13 protein-coding genes are annotated in these 20,738 nt (G+C 44.3%); 5 read left to right on the forward strand and 8 right to left on the reverse strand.

Features of this window, described 5'->3' with window-relative positions:
• Nucleotides 1–50 precede the first annotated feature (50 nt).
• Genes HMPREF2794_RS20790 through HMPREF2794_RS20800 form a run of 3 tightly spaced genes read right to left on the reverse strand, consistent with a single transcriptional unit; the run spans nt 51 to nt 4,008 of the window.
• Nucleotides 51–1,790, reverse strand: a complete 1,740-nt coding sequence (locus HMPREF2794_RS20790) for a pectinesterase family protein (RefSeq protein WP_055268600.1) — start codon at nt 1,788–1,790, stop codon at nt 51–53.
• Nucleotides 1,791–1,830: 40 nt separating this feature from the next.
• Nucleotides 1,831–2,799: a pectinesterase family protein gene (locus tag HMPREF2794_RS20795; protein WP_070752550.1), complete on the reverse strand. Its 969-nt coding sequence runs from the start codon at nt 2,797–2,799 to the stop codon at nt 1,831–1,833.
• Between the two features lie 9 nt (nt 2,800–2,808).
• Nucleotides 2,809–4,008: a glycoside hydrolase family 88/105 protein gene (locus HMPREF2794_RS20800; protein ID WP_029425305.1), complete on the reverse strand. Its 1,200-nt coding sequence runs from the start codon at nt 4,006–4,008 to the stop codon at nt 2,809–2,811.
• 301 nt (nt 4,009–4,309) lie between these two features.
• On the opposite strand from HMPREF2794_RS20800, the gene HMPREF2794_RS20805 reads away from it, so the two are divergent.
• From HMPREF2794_RS20805 to HMPREF2794_RS20815, 3 genes are all read left to right on the forward strand, one after another.
• Nucleotides 4,310–5,707 (forward strand): PTS galactitol transporter subunit IIC, encoded by a 1,398-nt coding sequence (locus HMPREF2794_RS20805; RefSeq protein ID WP_010536695.1) that lies wholly within the window; start codon nt 4,310–4,312, stop codon nt 5,705–5,707.
• Nucleotides 5,708–5,740: 33 nt separating this feature from the next.
• Nucleotides 5,741–6,661, forward strand: a complete 921-nt coding sequence (kduI, locus tag HMPREF2794_RS20810; RefSeq protein ID WP_010536694.1) for a 5-dehydro-4-deoxy-D-glucuronate isomerase — start codon at nt 5,741–5,743, stop codon at nt 6,659–6,661.
• A gap of 258 nt (nt 6,662–6,919) precedes the next feature.
• Nucleotides 6,920–8,437 (forward strand): MFS transporter, encoded by a 1,518-nt coding sequence (locus tag HMPREF2794_RS20815; RefSeq protein ID WP_029425304.1) that lies wholly within the window; start codon nt 6,920–6,922, stop codon nt 8,435–8,437.
• Between the two features lie 370 nt (nt 8,438–8,807).
• Here HMPREF2794_RS20815 and HMPREF2794_RS20820 read toward each other — a convergent pair whose 3' ends face one another.
• From HMPREF2794_RS20820 to HMPREF2794_RS20840, 5 genes are all read right to left on the reverse strand, one after another.
• Nucleotides 8,808–12,179, reverse strand: coding sequence for an AAA domain-containing protein (locus tag HMPREF2794_RS20820; protein WP_070752565.1), 3,372 nt, complete (start codon nt 12,177–12,179; stop codon nt 8,808–8,810).
• An 83-nt stretch (nt 12,180–12,262) separates the two neighbouring features.
• Nucleotides 12,263–13,090, reverse strand: coding sequence for a twin-arginine translocase subunit TatC (gene tatC, locus HMPREF2794_RS20825; RefSeq protein ID WP_010536691.1), 828 nt, complete (start codon nt 13,088–13,090; stop codon nt 12,263–12,265).
• Nucleotides 13,091–13,096: 6 nt separating this feature from the next.
• The gene (locus tag HMPREF2794_RS20830; RefSeq protein WP_008760985.1) at nt 13,097–13,318 is read right to left on the reverse strand and encodes a Sec-independent protein translocase subunit TatA/TatB; all 222 of its coding nucleotides are present in this window, start codon (nt 13,316–13,318) and stop codon (nt 13,097–13,099) included.
• 159 nt (nt 13,319–13,477) lie between these two features.
• The gene (locus HMPREF2794_RS20835; RefSeq protein ID WP_070752553.1) at nt 13,478–15,967 is read right to left on the reverse strand and encodes a bifunctional UDP-N-acetylmuramoyl-tripeptide:D-alanyl-D-alanine ligase/alanine racemase; all 2,490 of its coding nucleotides are present in this window, start codon (nt 15,965–15,967) and stop codon (nt 13,478–13,480) included.
• A complete protein-coding gene (locus HMPREF2794_RS20840) occupies nt 15,943–16,932 on the reverse strand; it encodes a GSCFA domain-containing protein (RefSeq protein ID WP_022300740.1) in 990 nt (329 codons plus the stop codon). Before HMPREF2794_RS20840 ends, HMPREF2794_RS20835 begins: the two co-directional genes overlap by 25 nt.
• Before the next feature lie 519 nt (nt 16,933–17,451).
• On the opposite strand from HMPREF2794_RS20840, the gene dxs reads away from it, so the two are divergent.
• Entirely contained in the window at nt 17,452–19,395 is a 1,944-nt protein-coding gene (gene dxs, locus HMPREF2794_RS20845) for a 1-deoxy-D-xylulose-5-phosphate synthase (protein WP_010536688.1), read from the forward strand.
• Nucleotides 19,396–19,397: 2 nt separating this feature from the next.
• On the forward strand, nt 19,398–20,738 hold the full coding sequence (gene trkA / locus HMPREF2794_RS20850; protein ID WP_010536687.1) for a Trk system potassium transporter TrkA: 1,341 nt from the start codon (nt 19,398–19,400) through the stop codon (nt 20,736–20,738).

Consider the following 20,738-nt stretch of genomic DNA (forward strand, 5'->3'; position numbering starts at 1 on the left):
ACAGAATCTCTCTTTTATTTCTGATCAAATAATGTTACTTTTTGATTGGGTCAGCGTTTTACTTCCACCATCCGGTTTCCGTTCTTTACCGGATTCCAGCCGTCTTCACCTGCCAGAACCGTTTCTATTTCGTAGCCTTTCAGATTCTTCAACTGATGGGAAAAAGCCGCGCGGGCTTTCGGATTGGCTCCCTCGCCACGACTAGCGTATTCGGCATAAAACACTGTTTTCTCCGCCTCTTTCTTTCCCCAGTTGTTCCAGCCTTCCGGAAGGATATGCTTACCCAGCTCACAACGAATAAACACAGCCTGAGCATACGGACGCCACGGACGGGACAGATATACTTTGGCAACTTCCGGATCAGCGGTCAGTTGGCAATCATAAAAGACATAGCCAAACTTTTTACCCTGATCTGTAGAAGGGGCCGTCACGTAACCATCACGTTTACTATGGATATGACAACGATTGAAGACAGCGACAGACCATCCGAAAATAAAGTCAACCGTTCCTTCAATATAGCAATCTTCATAGTATTGGCGGCTCTGCTTACCATACGTATAAAGTGTATCCTGATAACCCAGAAAGCGGCAATTCTTAAAGAATGCACGGTCAGCAGATACAAAACAAGCTACCGCCTGCCCTACCGGCCCTGCCGAATTTTCAAAAGTGATGTTCTCTGCATAGAAATCCGGAGCATAGATGTAGCAGCTTGACGATCCCGAAGTTCCCATATTCTCACCAAATACATTCTTCTTGTTGGCAAAATCATCGTTTGTCAGCACCGCACCGTCCTCTCCTATCAGGGAGATGTTTATTTTGGATTCCGGAATAATGATCTTCTCTTTGTACGTCCCTTTACGGACTAATATAGTAGTACGCACATTCTTGCGAAAATCGGGCACTGCATTTATCGCTTCCTGCACCGTGAAGAAATCACCCGTTCCGTCTTGTGCCACTACGTAATCATAATGACGAACATATTTTCCCAATTCCGGTATTTGTCCGGCAATCGCATCTACTGTCAGCCCGGCAATGGTCCGTGCTCCGTATATATTTAAGTGAGTATTGTCTTCCCGTCCTTTCGGGAAAGCCGGGATTTTACCGGGCTCGACAAACATATAAAGTTTCTTCGACTCTACCGGTCCCAGTCCCTGTACCAAGTCATGAGTAATTTTATTCATATCGATAAATACAACTCCCATCTCCTTTGCAACATTACGCGGAGAATCTAAATAAGCACCATGTGTATCGAACAATACACTTCCTTCTTTGGGTAATTCCTGCTCGCCCGGAGTCTGACGGGCATCTTTCGCAATCGACGCATCTTTCGGCTGAACGAAATTACGGCGGACAATCGAATTGAATAACACAGGGATACCTCCCTTGGCACGAGTTTCATTTACAAAACGGCGAAGGTTGTCATCAAAGGTCGTTCCCGGATCGGTATGGCGTGCAGAATCGGTCTTTTCGTCATTGTGCCCGAACTGGATAAAGACGTAATCTCCCTTCTTCACCTGAGAAATCACTTTCTCCCATCTGCCCTCAGTAATGAAACTCTTCGAGCTGCGTCCATTGGCAGCATGATTGTCAACACGGATATCTTCTGAAAAGAATCCGGGAAGCATCATTCCCCAACCACGTTCGGGATTTCCACCGTCCAGTTTTTTGTTGGCCATCGTAGAATCACCTATCGTAAAAATCGTTATGAAAGGCTTGTCCGCACGGAATGCGGAGAAAAGGATAAAAGCTGTTACTAACAATAATAGCGGTCTGTTTCTATGTATCTTCATATCTGTATTGATCTTGTGGCTTCTTGTTTTAATACAACATTTATTTATAAGGATACCAGTTACTGCATTCCTTAAATATATTCTGCGGAGTATATTGCACTGCTTCTTTATCAGTCAGTTGTTTAGCCCACTTCACACGTCCGGAAGTATCCGCACCTTCACCCGTATTTTTAAACTCTGCATAGCGGGCAGTCTTTTCATTTTCCGGATTCTTCCAGTTGTGCCAGCCCTCCGAACGGATATGTCCGCCAAACTCACAATTAATAAAAGCCGTAGCGGCATAAGGTCTCCAAGGACGACCCAAATAGACTTTCTTTATACCGGGAGCAGCTGTCAGCCTGCAGTTCTTGAAAACATATCCGAACTCCACCCCTTTCGGAGTAGAAGCTGCGGTGATGTATGAATCGCGTTTACTATGCAGCTCGCAGTATTCGAAAAGAGCGGTAGAAGGCCCGAAGATAAAGTCTGTAGTTCCTTCGATATAGCAGTTGGTAAACAACAAGCGACTGCCCTCCGAACCTGTATAAATAGTATCCTGATTTCCCAGAAAACGGCAGCCGACAAACATCAGCCGGTCTCCTTCGGTATGGAGCGCCACTGCCTGTCCCAAAGGAGCGGCATTATTCTCAATCGTCAGATTTTTAAACGTAATGTCACTACCTTCTACTTTTACTGTGTAAGTACGGAAAGTGCCCATTTTATTGATATTAGCATGGTCATCATACGTAATAATTGTATTTTCGGCCTCTTCACCCACCAGTTGCACGTTCTTCACCCACGAAGGAATCACCAGTTTTTCTTTGTATATGCCTTTCTTTATGTAGATAGTCACCGTATAGTCCATAAAGGCACGTACTGCCTCCACGGCTTCCTGAATATCACGATACTTTCCTGTTCCATCACGTGACACGACCAATGTGTCTTGCTTTTGCTGTTGCGCACAGGCCAAGGTTCCTCCCGAACAGAATAGAAGAAACAATGCCATTCCTCTTAAAATACTCCTTTTCATCGGTAGAAATTACTTTTGCAAACGTTCATATTCCAGACTTGCCATTATAAATGGTCCTACTGCTTTCGGATCGTTATTACGGATCGTTTCATTAATATAATAGTCATAATCACCGGAACGATAGACCTTTCCTCCCAGCCCTGCTACCGCACAAGCCTTCGTAATAGTCACCACTCCCTCTTTATCTACTTCAATGAAATTCTTCAGAAAACCCTCATAACCTTTCAATGCCACGTCCAGATAAGACTGATCAATATATCCCATACGCACTGCTTTAAACAGGCTGTAAATGAACATGGCAGAGCAGGATGATTCGAGATAGTTACCCTTATCACCGCTTCTGTCCATCACCTGATACCATCCGCCGGTTTTCGGCTCCTGCAATTTCTTGACCTGAACGGCTACATTATTCAAAATGGCAAGCAAGGAATCTCTCCCTGCCTCATGCTTCGGGATAAAATCCAGTGCATCTACCAACGCCATCGCATACCAGCCTAACGCACGTCCCCAGCAATGTTTTGACTGCCCTGTCACTGGGTCTGCCCAACGCTCCGTGCGACTTACATCACACGCATGGCGATAAAGACCGTTCTTCGGATCGTAAGTATGACGGGCGCAAGTGATAAACTGATTGATAACGTCCGCATAATCCTGCGGGCGATTATTACGATATGCATATTCCGCATAAAAAGGAGCTCCCATATAAAGCCCGTCCAGCCACATCTGATGCGGATATATTTTCTTATGCCAGAATCCCCCATCTTCATTTCGAGGCTGTCCGGCAAACTGGCTATAAAGTAAGTCTAATGCTTTCTTATACTTTTCATCTTTTGTCTGTTCATAGATACGAAACAGAATCTTCCCGGAATTGATACGGTCCAGACTATAATCTGTCAACTTGTATGCAGTGATACTTCCATCCTCATGCACCATCGTATCTGCATAAGCAATTGCATAATCACGTATTTTCTTGTCTCCATAAGCATCATATACATCAAGCATCGCCCCCAGTTCCAGCCCGTGACAATAATCCCATTTCAGTTTTGGCTGGAAATCGAGCTGCCAGGATTCCGGGCAACGGATCATCTCCGATTCAGTCATCCGCACCGACCAAGGCAGTTTTTCATCCACCTGCTGTGCCGACAGTGAAATGGGGCTTGACATTATTATTACTAATATCAAAAAATTATAAAAAGAGCTTCGTCTCATGGTTTATTGTTTTAAGGATTATACATGCTATTTTTTCATGCTACGAAAGTAGTGTATTTCTTCCAAACAGAGTGGGACTTTTTAGTTAAGAAGGTGTATTTTTTGTTTTTCGTGCACGGAAACGACCAATTTTGTGCACGTAAACGTCAAAAATGTCCATTTTTGATGCAATAACTGATAAATTAAGAGTTTCGTTTTGGAATAAAGCGGAAAAGGTCGTACTTTTGGCACGGTTTACAACTAATACCCTCTGGGGAAACACAGTAATTTATCATTAAAAACAGAGAAAAAATAGAACAGAATGGAAGAAGTATTCAAGTACATTATCGGTCTGGGAGCGGCAGTGATGATGCCGATCATTTTCACAATCTTAGGAGTATGTATCGGTATTAAACTCCCTAAAGCACTTAAAAGTGGCTTATTGGTGGGAGTCGGTTTCGTTGGTTTATCTGTAGTCACAGCCCTGTTGACCAGTAGTCTTGGTCCGGCTTTAAGTAAAATGGTAGAAATCTATGGATTGGAGCTAGGTATTTTCGACATGGGATGGCCTTCTGCGGCAGCGGTAGCCTATAACACCTCAGTCGGAGCCTTCATCATCCCTGTCTGTCTGGGAGTCAACCTGTTGATGCTACTGACCAAAACCACCCGTACTGTAAATATTGACCTCTGGAACTACTGGCATTTCGCATTTATCGGAGCTATCGTATACTTCGCTTCCGATAGTATTTTCTGGGGATTTTTCGCTGCTATCATTTGCTATATTATAACGTTGGTAATGGCAGATATGACTGCCCCTGCCTTCCAGAAGTTCTATGATAAGATGGACGGTATCTCTATCCCGCAACCTTTCTGCCAGAGCTTTGTTCCGTTTGCTATTGTTATCAACAAACTTTTAGATAAAATTCCGGGATTCGACAAACTGAATATTGACTCTGAAGGAATGAAAAAGAAATTCGGCCTGATGGGCGAACCGCTGTTTTTGGGTATCGTAATTGGTTGCGGTATCGGAGCTTTGGGCTGTGCCAGCTGGAAAGAAGTTTTGGACAGTATTCCGGGTATCCTTGGACTGGGTATTAAAATGGGAGCAGTAATGGAATTGATTCCACGTATTACCAGCCTTTTCATCGAGGGTTTGAAACCGATCTCCGATGCTACCCGCGAACTGATCGCTAAAAAATATAAGAATAATACAGGTTTGAGCATTGGTATGAGTCCTGCACTGGTTATTGGACATCCGACAACCCTGGTTGTATCTCTGCTTTTGATCCCTGTTACTATTTTCCTTGCAGTCATTCTTCCGGGCAACCGTTTCTTGCCTCTGGCCTCTTTGGCGGGTATGTTCTACTTATTCCCGATGATTCTGCCTATCACCAAAGGCAATGTAGTGAAATCATTCATCATCGGACTGGTAGCATTGATCGTAGGTCTGTACTTCGTTACAGAACTGGCCGGATTCTTCACAATGGCTGCCAAAGACGTATATGCCGCTACAGGTGACCCTACGGTAAATATCCCCGCCGGCTTTGAAGGCGGAGCGCTCGACTTCGCTTCCAGCCTCTTCTGCTGGGGTATCTTCCACCTGACTTACAGTCTGAAGATTATCGGTCCTGCCATACTTGTAGTACTTGCATTGGGCATGGCAATCTACAACCGTATCCGTATGACAAGAAATGATGCAAAAGATGCAGTAAACAATTAAGTAATCATATAATCCAAAATAAAGATTCGAAACATGAAAAAATTAGCAATTGCAATGATGTTGGGTATCGCAGCTATGTCTGCTTCTGCCCAGGTAAATTACAAGATGCAAGTGGCTTGCAATCCGCAAGACGTGAAAACGTATGATACAAACCGCCTGCGTAGCAGCTTCCTGATGGAAAAGGTAATGGTTCCTAACGAAATCAATGTTACTTATTCTATGTATGACCGCCTCATCTTTGGGGGTGCCGTACCTGTAACAAAAGAACTGGTACTGGAAACAATCGATCCTCTGAAAGCTAAATTTTTCCTGGAACGCCGCGAACTGGGTGTTATCAACATTGGTGGCGAAGGTATCATAACTGTTGACGGCAAAGAATATACACTGAATTTCAAAGATGCATTGTATGTAGGAAGAGGCAAGCAGAAAGTGACTTTCAAGAGCAAAGACTCCAGCAAACCTGCTAAATTCTATATCAACTCAGCTACCGCTCACAAAGAATACAAAACTCAGCTGATCACCATCGACGGTCGTAAAGGTTCTCTGAAAGCTAACTCATTCCCTGCAGGAAAGATGGAAGAAAGTAACGACCGCGTTATCAACCAGCTGATTGTTAATAATGTACTTGAAGAAGGTCCTTGCCAACTACAAATGGGATTGACAGAACTGAAACCGGGCAGTGTATGGAACACCATGCCGGCACATACTCACACTCGCCGCGTAGAAGCATATTTCTACTTCAACGTACCGGAAGGCAATTCTATCTGCCACTTCATGGGCGAACCTCAGGAAGAACGTATCGTATGGATGCAGAATGAACAAGCTATCATGTCACCGGAATGGTCTATCCACGCAGCTGCCGGAACAAGCAACTATATGTTTATCTGGGGTATGGCTGGTGAAAATCTTGACTATGGCGACATGGATAAGATCAAATATACAGAAATGCGCTAATCATTGCGCAGTTTTTTAGCACATATCAAGTGATCCGAAAAGCTTCATCCTTTCCCCAAAACAGGAAAAGGATGAAGCTTTCCGGATTTGTCATATTCTTCCCCCAAAGAGACCAAATGTTACGATAATACATTACTATGTACAAATTATATGTATAATGCAACGAATTATACATGATTTTGACCAATTATTACAAAAAAAAATCAGCTGAAATACCGACCTTTGTCAGCAAATCAAAATCTATTTAAATCCATTATCATGAATGCATTTCAAAAAACAGGCGAAAAGATGACAAACTACAGATGGACGATCTGTGCGATGCTATTTTTTGCTACTACAGTTAACTATCTCGACCGCCAGGTACTTTCGCTGACCTGGGATGAATTTATCAAACCGGAATTTCACTGGGATGAATCGCACTACGGTACTATCACTTCCGTATTTTCTATTGTTTACGCAATATGTATGTTGTTTGCCGGTCGCTTTGTGGACTGGATGGGAACGAAGAAAGGATTCCTTTGGGCTATTGGTGTATGGTCTGCCGGTGCCTGCCTTCACGCCGTTTGCGGTGTTGTTACAGAAGCTCAGGTAGGACTTCACAGTGCTGCCGAACTGGCCGGAGCTACCGGAGACGTTGTTGTGACAATCGCTACTGTCAGTATGTATTGTTTCCTAGCTGCACGCTGTATACTTGCTCTCGGAGAGGCCGGTAACTTCCCCGCTGCTATTAAAGTAACTGCCGAGTACTTCCCTAAGAAGGACCGTGCCTACGCTACTTCTATCTTTAACGCCGGTGCTTCTATCGGTGCTTTGATCGCTCCGTTGACAATTCCTATCCTTGCTAAGGCTTTTGGTTGGGAAATGGCATTTATCGTTATTGGTGGACTCGGCTTTATCTGGATGGGGTTCTGGGTATTTATGTATGATGCTCCTTCAAAGAGCAAATACGTAAACAAAGCCGAGCTTGAATATATCGAACAAGACCAGAATGAAGCCGGTGCCGGTCCGAAGACTGAAGAAAAAGACGAGAAAAAGATGAGATTCTGGCAATGTTTCAGTTACAAACAGACTTGGGCATTTGTCTTTGGCAAATTCATGACTGACGGGGTATGGTGGTTCTTCCTGTTCTGGACTCCGTCTTACCTGAATTCTCAATTTGGCATCAAAACATCTGATCCTCTGGGAATGGGACTAATCTTCACACTTTACGCAATCACCATGTTATCAATCTACGGTGGTAAGCTTCCTACTATCTTTATCAACAAGACTGGTATGAATCCTTATGCAGCGCGTATGAAAGCGATGCTGATTTTCGCATTCTTCCCGCTAGTAGTACTGCTGGCACAGCCTTTGGGAACATTCTCTCCCTGGTTCCCTGTTATCCTTATTGGTATTGGGGGAGCAGCTCACCAGTCCTGGTCAGCTAATATCTTCTCTACTGTCGGTGATATGTTCCCCAGAACAGCGATTGCAAGTATCACAGGTATTGGCGGTATGGCCGGCGGTATCGGCTCCATGATTCTACAGAAAGTAGCAGGTAACCTATTCGTATACGCTTCCGGAACAACGATGCTGGACGGTAAAGAAGTGGAAATGACAAAAGATCTGCTGGAACAAGGAGCACAATTTGTACATCCTGCCATGACATTCATGGGCTTCGAAGGCAAACCAGCCGGATACTTCGTCATCTTCTGCGTATGTGCAGTTGCTTACCTGATCGGTTGGGTAATCATGAAAGCACTGGTACCTAAGTACAAACCTATCGTATTGGATTAATCCCAATATAATAATATAGAATAAAAACAGGAGGACGACTCATACAAGTTTGTCCTCCTGTTTTTATTAACCAATTATTTATTCAAAAAAGCTCAAAAACAAAAAAGCCTCTTCTCACGAAGAAGGCTTTTTAGGTTTACTTATTCTTCATAGCCATTCTGCCTATTTTACAAAACATATTGTGCATTCAAACAATGAAGGATAGTAAACGTTAAGATGAAAAAAAGGGAAGTCTCACGACTTCCACAATTCTTCTAACCTTAAATCTAAATCTCTATGAAAAAAACGTATTGCAAAGATAGGGGTTTGTTCAACAAATAGGTGTTAATGAATTGCATAAAGAGAGAATAAAAATTAACGACTGCAAAAATTACGCAATAATCCGAAGGCTCTCTATTAATTTTAATAAACTTTTATAGAGTGGATTACGCTCAAGCAAAGCCGGCACACCTGTCAGAAGCATTTGTTTTCTTGCACGCGTCAGAGCGACGTTCAATTTCCGGTCAATCAGAATTCCATCTTCTTCTGTCAGATTAGAAAGGAATTTCAGTTGATACGGATAGTTCACACAGAATGAATAAATAATCACATCCCGCTCACTTCCCTGAAAGCGTTCTACGGTATCGATCAATATCTGATTCAGTGCAGGGATGTCAAGAGCCTCTATTTCTTTCTTGATTAAAGCGATCTGACTGCGATAGGGAGTAATGATTCCCAATGTACGGGAAGCATCAAAGGTCTCTGAATGTTCTTTATATACATCTGCAGCCAAACGGGCGGCTATCTGTGCTTCCGAACGGTTTGTCTTTGCGGAAGATCCCATCGGTTCGGGTTGCGAAGGGTAGAAAACCAGTCGGTCGATATGTTCGGAGTCTTCCAGTTGATGCGGAAGCCCGACAGGCAGCAGGCGGCCTTCATAGAAAGCACGGTTTGCAAACAGAGCAACTTTAGGATGCATACGCCCCTGACGGCAAAGCATATCGTAAAGATGATGGGCATCAGTATGCTGGCGGACTGTACGATACAGTCTTTCAAACAAAGAATCCTTCAGGTTCTTCAACCCGATAGCGGACAGGGATTCATCATAAATTTCCGACTGTTCCGAATTCTGCAAGACGACGGCAGGAAGTTGTTTATGATCGCCTATCAGAATAAATTTGTCAACGGCATCTTTCCCATTTTCTCCCCGGGCACAAAGAATGCCCAGTAGCTGCGGTTCCAATATCTGAGTAGCCTCATCGACAATAGCCACATTGAAATGTTTCAATCTGAAAAGTTCCGGTTTGGCGGAGATAGACGCTACTGTACCTACCAATATACGGCAGCGGTTGATACGTTCGTAAACCTCGCTACGACGCATACAGGCAGCCAGTTCATTTTCTATCAGATGCCCCCGATAGCTCTCGTCGCATGAAAGTTCGCTTCCTACACGAATAAAATCAACTTCCGGACGAATGGAGGAAAGGGCTTTGCAAATTTCATCAACCGCACGGTTGGTATACGAAAGCAATAAAATCTGAGCATTTTCATCCTCATAAAAGGTTTCAACCATCTTTTTTAGTGCACAAGATGTTTTGCCGGTTCCCGGGGGGCCTACCAACAGGAAGTAATCTTTTGCAGCTTTGGCTTTCAAGGCGATACGGAGAAAATCATTAGCAGCTTCGGCTATCTGCGCATTCAATGTCTCATCAAACTGTGGTTCCCGCTGAGAAAGCAGCAAGTCACGACGTTCTTTGGTAGCAGACATAAAAGCATAGAGCCCTTGATACATGCTGCGGAAAGTAGTATCCATCGCATCGTGTTCGATAGCGTAAAGACTATCAGACGGAAGAACTGAAGAATTCTGCTGTGTAGCACGAAGGCGGATACAGATTTCATTCTCGTTCAGAAAGTCGATATTCCCTTTAAATACCATCTTATTAGTAACGTTGTCCGCATCCGAATTCCGTTCATAAAGAACGATAGCATCGCCTTGACGAAAGTTAGGAAGGACGTCTGACGCATCTTCTGCCGGCATTCCCGGAGGTGCCGACGGTACCAGCAGTAAATGGGCTTTATGCTCATCAGCTGCGTGATTCTCTTTAATTCTTAAATCATAGATAATCTCTCCCGATTCACATTTCTCCGCTAAAGTGGAAAGCCATAGAGAAGCTGCTCCTGTACACCCTTCATAATCCACATCACCGGATTTGGATGTATAAAGCTCCTTTGTTATAAAATTATAGAGGGCATAGAAATAGCTTTTTTCCAAAGAAGAAAGAGAACTCAGTTTTTCTTGAAAGTTATCAATGGAAGGGCGCAGATACGTTTCCCAGAAACGTCCGGACAGCCCTCGCTCATTTAATACGGAAGCCTTGATTTCTTCCAGCTTCTGTGCCGTGTATTCAAGACTGTTCCGCAACTGGACACCATATTCGTCCGCCACAATCCGGTTGCGCAAATCGATCACCCGACGGACCATTGCCCACGAAGGACGGGAAGGATAGAGCAATGGATAGCGAGTATAGAGCAGATAGGCTTTCACCTTCCGGTGATCCATCCCCATTGAGTATTGCAGAACAGCCTGATAAAGCAACATCTGCACTTTATTATTCTCTTTCGGCTCTACTTTTCCACGAATCGCATATTCGTCAGCTTTACCCGATTTCATTTCGATAAAGGAAGACATATCGCGTTGCATATAGTCGAGCCGTCCTTGCAGACCGAGTGCTTCGCATATATAAGAAGGTTCGAGCACGGCATCCGTTTTATCCAGTTCATAGCCGGCTGCATGAAAGGTGTCATTCACCGTCTCACGAATATGATCGAAATGAAGTTTGCAGTCATCAAAGAACTGCCGTTCCTTTTCCCGGTCACGCAGATCGGCACAAGCCGCCAGCTCAATAGGATAACGGCGGAAAGCTTTCCGCATACATTTCAGATAGTCGACCTCTCCCTCTGCATGTATCCACTCATCGAGGAAAAGGTTGGCTATATTTCCTAAAAGTAATGGACGTGCATTCTCTATCGGCTGCAGGCGGGAAAGGAAATAGTTTGCCGGATGATGTCCATAATCCCGATAACATTCTGCCAATGAACTGATATCAATCAGGTAGTCCGGTTCAAGGACAATGAACGAAGGGGTGAGAAAGCCAGCTTCGTCAACAGAGACATCCAGCAAGTTGAGTTGTGCATGACGCCAAAGTAACCGGCAAGTCTCCGCAAATTCTTCATTTATCTGAGGAATATTATAACGAACGCGCAACGGTTCATCCGCTATTTCATCCAAAGGGGTCACATACAGATACTGCTCATCGGAATACTGAAAACAGACACGCATCCGCTGGACGCGCTTGTGTGCCGGAGGAGCCACGATATAAGTGGCATCCGTTCGGGGAAGCAACTGATACAGTTCCTGTGGAATATCTTCCTCAAAAAGTTTACGGATGAAGAAAGCCAACGTCTTCGCATCCCGCAGAAGATGTTCACGGGTAGGTTCCTGCTGTCGGTTCAGAATCGCATTGGAAGTCAGCCGGAAGGTATGTAGCCTGTTCTGTTCTGCCGCAGAAAGCCCCACTTTAGCCGCTACAAAACTAATTCGTGCGGAAAGATCGGTCATCTGCAAGCTCCCATTGTGCATATGTAAGCGACAAAGCCTTTCGAGCAAATCGCGCATCTGTTTGTAACCGACTGTCAGTTGCAAATGATCTGCTTTACAAACAGCTAAAAGGATTTCATAAGATTCTCTTCCTTCATTTTCCATACGACAAAGGTACATGATAAAAATTACATCTGAAGAATATCTTCTTCAGATGTAGAGCAACGAACGATAAATAATTAGGTTTATCAGACTTTTGCCACGCCTTCTTCCTCTTCTTCTTCCAATTCAGGCACCTCTTTCTTATCCTTTATCATCAGAATACTCATTTCATAGAGCAGATAAAGCGGGATAGCTACCACACTCAGTGTGAACGGGTCGCCAGTCGGAGTGATAATAGCCGCAGCGATTACGATGATGACAACTGCATGACGGCGATATTTGCGCAGGAAAGACTTATTGACTACTCCCAGCAAAGACAACAACCAAGTCACCAAAGGAAGTTCAAAAGCCAACCCCATACAGAGAATCAGCATCATAAAGTTATCGATATACGAATTGAGCGACAGAATATTCTCGACTTCCGAACTCAACTGATAGGTAGAAAGGAAACGGAGCGTCAACGGATATACCATAAAGTACCCCATAAGCACACCGATAAAGAACATACCGGTTCCTATGGTCAATGCCTTCCTCACTCCTTTCCGTTCATTCGGATAAAGGGCCGGATTGATAAAACGCCAGACCTCAAAGAAGATATAAGGCATAGCTGTCACTACCGACATCCAGAAGGCTGTCGACATATGTATAAAGAAAGGAGCTGCCAAATTGATATTGACAAGCGTCACCTTAAACTCCTGCGTAAAGAATTCATCAGTCAAATCGAATTTCTGACCGATATAGCGTAGTAAGTCGTAAAATACAAAATCATTATGGCAAGGCGCCAGTATTATATGGTCGAACAAATAGGGCATCGCTATGAAATAGCCGATTGCCAATACAAACCATACCCCGATAACACGAAAAAGTACCCGACGCAACTCATCCAAATGATCCCAGAAGGTCATTTCTGCCATTGCTTATTATTTCTTAGCTGAATCTGCCGGTGCGTCGATTTCGTCTTTTGCCTTATTGATTTCTTCTTTTGCCTCGTTCACGCCATCTTTAAAGCTCTTTACTCCTTTTCCTAACCCACGCATCAATTCGGGGATTTTCTTACCACCAAAAAGGAGAAGAATAACAAGAGCAATAATGATCCATTCAGAGCCACTAGGCAAAAAGCCTAATAATAATAAGTTTGTCATATGTTTATTTATTATAGAGGTTTATTAGTTGGTGCAAAGATAATTATTTTAATGGATAATGGAGAATGGATAATGGATAATTTGCTATGCAGATGATTGTGCAACTCATTTTTTATTCATTATCCAATCCATTGTCCATTATCCATTGTCCATTATCCATTAAAGAAAGTAGACTCGTTTTACCCGGTTCGAAATACTGGTCAGCACTTCGTAAGGAATAGTATCCAGTTTATCCGAAAGAGTGGTTATCGGCAGGTCATCACCAAAGATGATAGCCTTGTCACCTTCTCTGCAATCGATATCTGTCACATCAATCATACAGACATCCATACAGATGTTTCCGACATAAGGGGCTTTCTTGCCATTCACCAGACAATAGGCATTGCCACGTCCCAGATGACGATTCAAGCCATCGGCGTAACCGATAGGAATAGCTGCAATGCGGGAAGGGCGTGCCAGATGCCCCATCCGGCTATAACCTACCGTATCTTCTTCGGGTACATCCCGAATCTGAAGGATTGTCGTTTTCAGCGTACTTACATTATTGATAATCGAATTGTCGATCGGACTTACTCCATAAAGTCCTATTCCCAGGCGTACCATATCAAACTGTGCACCGGGGAAACGTTCAATACCGGCAGTATTGCAGATATGACGCAGAATCTTGTGAGAGAAGGCTTCCTGCAATTCCTGAGAACCTTTCTCGAACAGCTCAATCTGTTGACGGGTAAAGAAGTCGAACTGCGCCGAATCACTTCCCACAAAATGAGAGAACACCGACCGGGGAATAACTGCATTCTGACTTTTCAAACGGCGAATCAACAAAGGAATTTCATCAATGGAAAATCCTAGACGATGCATACCCGTATCCAGTTTCACATGAATCGGGAAGTTGGTTATTCCTTCTTTTTCTGCTGCTTTAATCAGCGCGTCGAGCAAATGGAAATTATATACTTCCGGTTCGAGTTTATAATCAAACATCGTTTTGAACGATGTCAGTTCCGGGTCCATGATGATAATAGAAGAAGTGATACCTGCTTTACGAAGTTCGGAACCTTCATCGGCGACAGCTACAGCAAGGTAGTCGACATGGTGCTCCTGCAACGTTTTGGCTATCTCGTATGAACCGGCTCCGTAAGCTGCAGCTTTCACCATGCAGATTATTTTTGTCTCCGGATGACGGAGCATGGAACGATAATGATTCAAATTGGCAATCATCGCGCCCAAATTGACTTCCAGAATCGTTTCATGCACTTTCAGTTCCAGTTCTTCCGACACCAGATCAAAGTTAAACACACGGGAGCCTTTTATCAGGATAACTTCCGAATGCAGAGATTTGAAAAGACCTGATCTCAGCAATGCGTCCGTATCCGGAAAGAAATATCGTTCGGGCGTACCTTCAAAGCGGGCGGCACACGAAGAAATCTCCGCTCCTACACCAATCAGTTTGTTAATGCCCCGACTCTGAATCAGCTGTGCTACCCGACGGTAAAGCGTAGCTGTACTCTGTCCTGTCTCCAGAATATCCGATAAGATGAGTGTTCGTTTAAACCCTTTCTTCTCGGAACGGCGTACCAGAAAATCAAGCGCTATATCTAAGGAAGCCAGATCTGAATTGTAGCTGTCGTTGATCAGAACACAATTATTTTTACCTTCTTTTACTTCCAGACGCATGGCGATCGGTTCGAGCCGTGCCATTCGTTCGGTTATCTGGTCAGCAGGTGTCATCAGATAAAGACAAGCTGCCAGACAGTTCAACGCATTCTCGATGGAAGCATCGTCTATAAAAGGGATGCAGAAGATGTTATCCATATCCAGATAGCGGTAAGCGATCACCGTATGGTCTTCTTTTTTGGTCACTTTACTGATATAAAGCGGGCGTTCTATATCCTTGCAACTCCAGGCTATTTCACGTGCTGTCAACATCGACTTTGCCACGCAATTACTGATCAGCTCGTTATCTCCATTATAGATCACTACATCACAATCTTTAAAGAGGGTGAGTTTCTCCATACATTTCTCTTGCAATGAAAAGAAATTCTCCTGATGGGCACCACCTATATTGGTCAGAATACCGATAGTCGGTTTAATCATCCGCTTCAATGCTCCCATCTCTCCCATTTCGGAGATGCCGGCTTCGAAGATACCCAGTTCGGCTTCTTCATTCAGTTGCCAGACAGACAAGGGAACACCGATCTGCGAGTTGTAACTACGGGGCGAACGGATAATGCAGCGGTCAGGGCTTAATAATTGATGCAACCACTCTTTCACAATGGTCTTTCCATTACTACCCGTGATGCCGATTACCGGAATCTTAAAATTCTCCCGATGGGCTTCGGCCAGTTTTTGCAAAGCCTTCAATGGATTCGCTACAATTAAAAAATTAAGATCACCTTCCAATTTCCACTCTCCGCTCTCCATTCTTTTAAAGTCCTTTTCCGCCACCACAAAATTGCGCACTCCCCGGTCATACAGTTCGGGGATGTAACGTGCACCATTATTACGTTTGGTGGTTAGAGCAAAAAACAGGGTTTCTTCCGGAAAACTCAAAGAGCGGCTATCTGTAAGTAGCCAATCAATCGTCGCTTCGCACTCTCCTACACGGCGTGCACCGATATATTCGGCTATGGATTCAATCGTATATGACATAGTTCTTTTTCTTTTTGAAAGTCTAAGTACGGGTATTTTCCGTTAAGTCGTTCGATTTTTAACACTATTTGTCCTAAAAAGCGTTGATACGCTTCCGACTCCGGATGAAAAGGCTTGTGTGACAAGTCTCTGGATATATCTTCTACGGCAGTAATCAGCTGCTTTGTTTCAGCAGAAAAGAAGGTTTCCGAGAAACGTTCCCACAGATAACGGACAGTCATCGGTGACGGATGGAGCATATCATCGGCATAGAAACGATAATCACGGAGTTCATCCAACACAATCTCATAAGAAGGGAAATAGAATACATGTTCCGGAAACCGTTGTTGCAGGCGGTCGATTGCAAGCAACAGCGTCGATTTACTCAACTGGTTAGCATGCATCCCGTCACGTATATGCCGGATAGGGCTAACCGTGAATAAGATCTTCAAGCCGGAGTTACGTGCAACGATACTGGTAATAAGCGAGGTATATTCGTTCACGATCTCATCGACTGAAAGAATCCGACGGTTGAAGTGACTTTCCGGCAGTTTATGACAATTAGAGACTACTTGCCTTGTTTCTTTCTGCTCGTACACGTAAGCAGTACCGAAAGTCAGCATCAGCCAGTCGAGCTCATGAACAGAACGGTGAGCCTGCGACAGGCGAGTGTTTATCTTTTGAAGAACTCCCTCCGGAGATGACGCGGAAAATGAACCATGATGCATCGGACTATGCCAACACTCCTTATACAGGAATAAATCTTTCTCCTGATATACCTTTCCCTTCAATATCTCCACTAAAGCGGCAGAGACAGACAGCGGATTATAGAGAATCCCAAAAGGATTCATGTCAACACGGAACTTATTTTCAGCCAACAGCGAGCCTATGTTTTCAGCAAAACAAGAACCCATCAGAAGAATCCGTTCTGAATGACTGATAAGCGGTGAACCCGTCGGCAGTTCTACCTTTGTTTGAAAATCCATATATTCTCCTTCTTTCGATTGTTTCTATAGAGCAAAAGTACGACAAAGATAAGATATTCCATTTTATCTTCAGCACACAAATAATGATATTCTCTACTCAAACATCCTAAAGCCACTTCGCTACGACGTCAGCCATTAATTGGAAAGTTACTTTCCATGCAAGGAAAAGAATCACTTGACTTAAGGAAAAAGTGTCTTCTCCCGTTAGAAATCTATAAACGCAACTTGCAATTATAAAAACGAAGCTTGCATTTATATAATCAAAACTTGCAATTACAAAAACAAAGCTTGCAATTATACTTTGGAATGGGAGGAAAATAACTTATCTTCCTGCGAAGTAGAAGTTTGCTATAAAGGATAAACAAGTTAAGTCCACATACTTCATACGAACAAGCCGGTTTAAAAAGCTGTGAACGACGGGATTCCTTCCGACAGCTTAGCTTTAACAATAAGAATTTAAGCAAAAAGAAAGGGCTTCCGCTTTCTTTTTCGTATTTTTGCACCAAATTTTCTCGAATCATGAAGAATGAACCGATATATAACTTGCTAAACTCAATCAATAGCCCTGATGATCTGCGCCGTCTGGAAGTAGACCAACTGCCGGAAGTATGCGATGAATTAAGGCAAGACATTATTAAAGAACTCTCCTGTAACCCGGGGCACTTCGCTGCCAGCCTCGGTACTGTGGAACTGACTGTAGCCCTGCACTACGTCTACAATACACCTTATGACCGTATTGTATGGGACGTAGGACATCAGGCATACGGCCACAAAATTCTCACAGGACGGCGTGAAGCATTTTCCACTAACCGGAAACTGGGAGGCATTCGTCCTTTCCCTTCTCCTGAAGAGAGCGAATACGATACCTTCACCTGCGGACACGCTTCTAATTCCATCTCTGCCGCCCTCGGCATGGCTGTTGCCGCTGCCAGAAAGGGAGACGACCAACGCCATGTGATAGCCATTATCGGAGATGGTTCGATGAGTGGAGGACTGGCTTTTGAGGGACTGAACAATTCTTCAACTACCCCGAACAACCTGCTTATCATACTGAATGATAATGATATGGCCATTGACCGTAGTGTCGGTGGAATGAAACAATACCTGTTCAACCTGACAACTTCGAACCGCTACAACCAACTGCGTTTCAAGGCTTCCCGCCTGCTATTCAAGCTCGGCATCCTGAACGACGAACGCCGCAAAGCACTTATCCGTTTCGGCAATAGTCTGAAATCAATGGCTGCCCAACAACAGAATATATTCGAAGGGATGAACATCCGCTACTTCGGTCCTATCGACGGACACGACATAAAGAACCTTTCACGAGTATTGCGCGACATTAAAGACTTGAAAGGTCCCAAAATACTGCATCTCCACACGATTAAAGGAAAAGGATTCGCCCCTGCCGAAAAACATGCTACCGAATGGCACGCTCCCGGCAAATTCGACCCTATCACCGGAGAACGTTTTGTGGCTAATACGGAAGGAATGCCTCCCCTGTTTCAAGACGTCTTCGGAAATACATTAGTGGAATTGGCAGAATCCAATCCGAAAATTGTAGGTGTAACACCCGCCATGCCTTCCGGTTGTTCGATGAACATTCTTATGTCTAAGATGCCCAAACGGGCTTTCGACGTAGGTATTGCCGAAGGTCACGCCGTTACTTTCTCCGGAGGAATGGCGAAGGATGGTTTGCTCCCCTTCTGCAACATCTATTCATCGTTTATGCAACGGGCTTATGACAATATTATCCATGATGTAGCTATTCAGAACCTTCCTGTAGTTCTCTGCCTCGACCGTGCGGGCCTTGTAGGAGAAGATGGTCCGACGCATCATGGTGCGTTCGACATGGCTTATCTGCGCCCGATACCTAATCTGACCATCGCCTCCCCCATGGATGAGCATGAATTACGGCGACTGATGTACACGGCACAGCTGCCGGACAAAGGTCCGTTCGTACTCCGCTACCCACGTGGCCGCGGTGTGTTGGTCGACTGGAAATGCCCGCTCGAAGAAATTCCCGTAGGCAAAGGACGAAAATTGAAAGATGGAAAGGATGTGGCTGTCATCAGCATAGGTCCTATCGGTAATAAAGCAGCCAATGCCATCGCCCGCGCCGAAGCAGAATCAGGAAAAAGCATCGCCCACTACGACCTGAGATTCCTCAAACCACTGGATGAGGAACTGCTGCATGAAGCAGGCCGAAAATTCCGTCACATCGTCACCATAGAAGACGGAACGATTCAGGGAGGAATGGGAAGTGCCGTACTCGAATTTATGGCCGACCATGCATATACCCCGACCATCAAACGCATCGGAATTCCGGATAAATTCGTGCAACACGGTACGATACCCGAGCTATATCAGCTCTGCGGAATGGATGAAGACAGTATAACAAAGGAACTGCTGAAACAATGTGAGCTTCTGCCCAGCATGAGCAAAATAAAAGAATTAACGAACTGAAAATGAAGATTATTATCGCAGGTGCCGGCAATGTAGGCACCCACCTGGCTAAATTATTGTCACGGGAAAAACAGGACATTATCCTGATGGACGATGACGAAGAAAAACTAAGTGCTCTTAGCGCCAACTTCGATTTGCTGACAGTCACAGCTTCTCCTTCTTCCATCTCGGGACTGAAAGAGGTAGGTGTGAAAGAGGCGGATTTGTTCATCGCAGTCACTCCCAACGAAAGCCAGAATATGACTGCCTGTATGCTAGCCACGAATCTAGGAGCTAAAAAGACGGTCGCCCGCATCGACAATTACGAATATCTTCTACCCAAAAACAAGGAATTTTTCCAAAAGTTGGGTGTACATTCGCTGATTTATCCGGAAATGCTGGCTGCCAAGGAAATCGTATCTTCCATGCGCATGAGCTGGGTACGTCAATGGTGGGAGTTCTGTGGAGGTGCCTTGATACTGATCGGTACCAAGATGCGCGAAAAAGCAGAAATATTGAATATTCCTCTTCATGAACTGGGTGCACCCGATATTCCCTACCACGTGGTAGCCATCAAACGAGGTACGGAAACCATCATTCCACGCGGAGATGATGTTATCAAACTACATGATATTGTTTATTTCACTACTACACGAAAATATATTCCTTATATCCGAAAAATAGCCGGTAAAGAGGACTATGCCGATGTACGCAACGTTATGATCATGGGCGGAAGCCGTATTGCTGTCCGTACCGCCCAGTACGTGCCGGATTATATGCAAGTGAAAATCGTAGATAATGATATCAACCGCTGCAACCGACTGACTGAATTATTGGACGATAAAACAATGATAATCAACGGGGATGGCCGGGACATGGACCTTCTCATCGAAGAAGGATTAAAAAATACCGAAGCATTTGTCGCTTTAACGGACAATTCGGAAACGAATATCCTCGCCTGCCTCGCCGCCAAACGAATGGGAGTGGAAAAGACGGTAGCGGAAGTAGAGAACATCGATTATATCGGCATGGCAGAAAGCCTTGATATCGGCACCGTCATCAATAAAAAGATGATTGCTGCCAGCCATATTTATCAGATGATGCTGGATGCCGATGTATCCAATGTGAAGTGTCTGACATTCGCCAATGCCGATGTAGCTGAGTTTACCGTGCCCGCCGGAGCAAAGATTACCAGAAATTTAATCAAGGACTTGGGATTGCCTAAAGGAACGACCATCGGAGGAATGATCCGTAATGGCGAAGGAGTGCTCGTAACGGGAGATACGCTGATTCGTCCCGGAGATCATGTTGTTGTATTCTGTCTGAGTATGATGATCAAGAAAATTGAAAAGTTCTTTAATTAG

The sequence above is a fragment of the Bacteroides sp. HMSC067B03 genome (assembly GCF_001811315.1).
In the GTDB taxonomy this organism is placed as follows: Bacteria; Bacteroidota; Bacteroidia; order Bacteroidales; family Bacteroidaceae; genus Bacteroides; species Bacteroides faecis.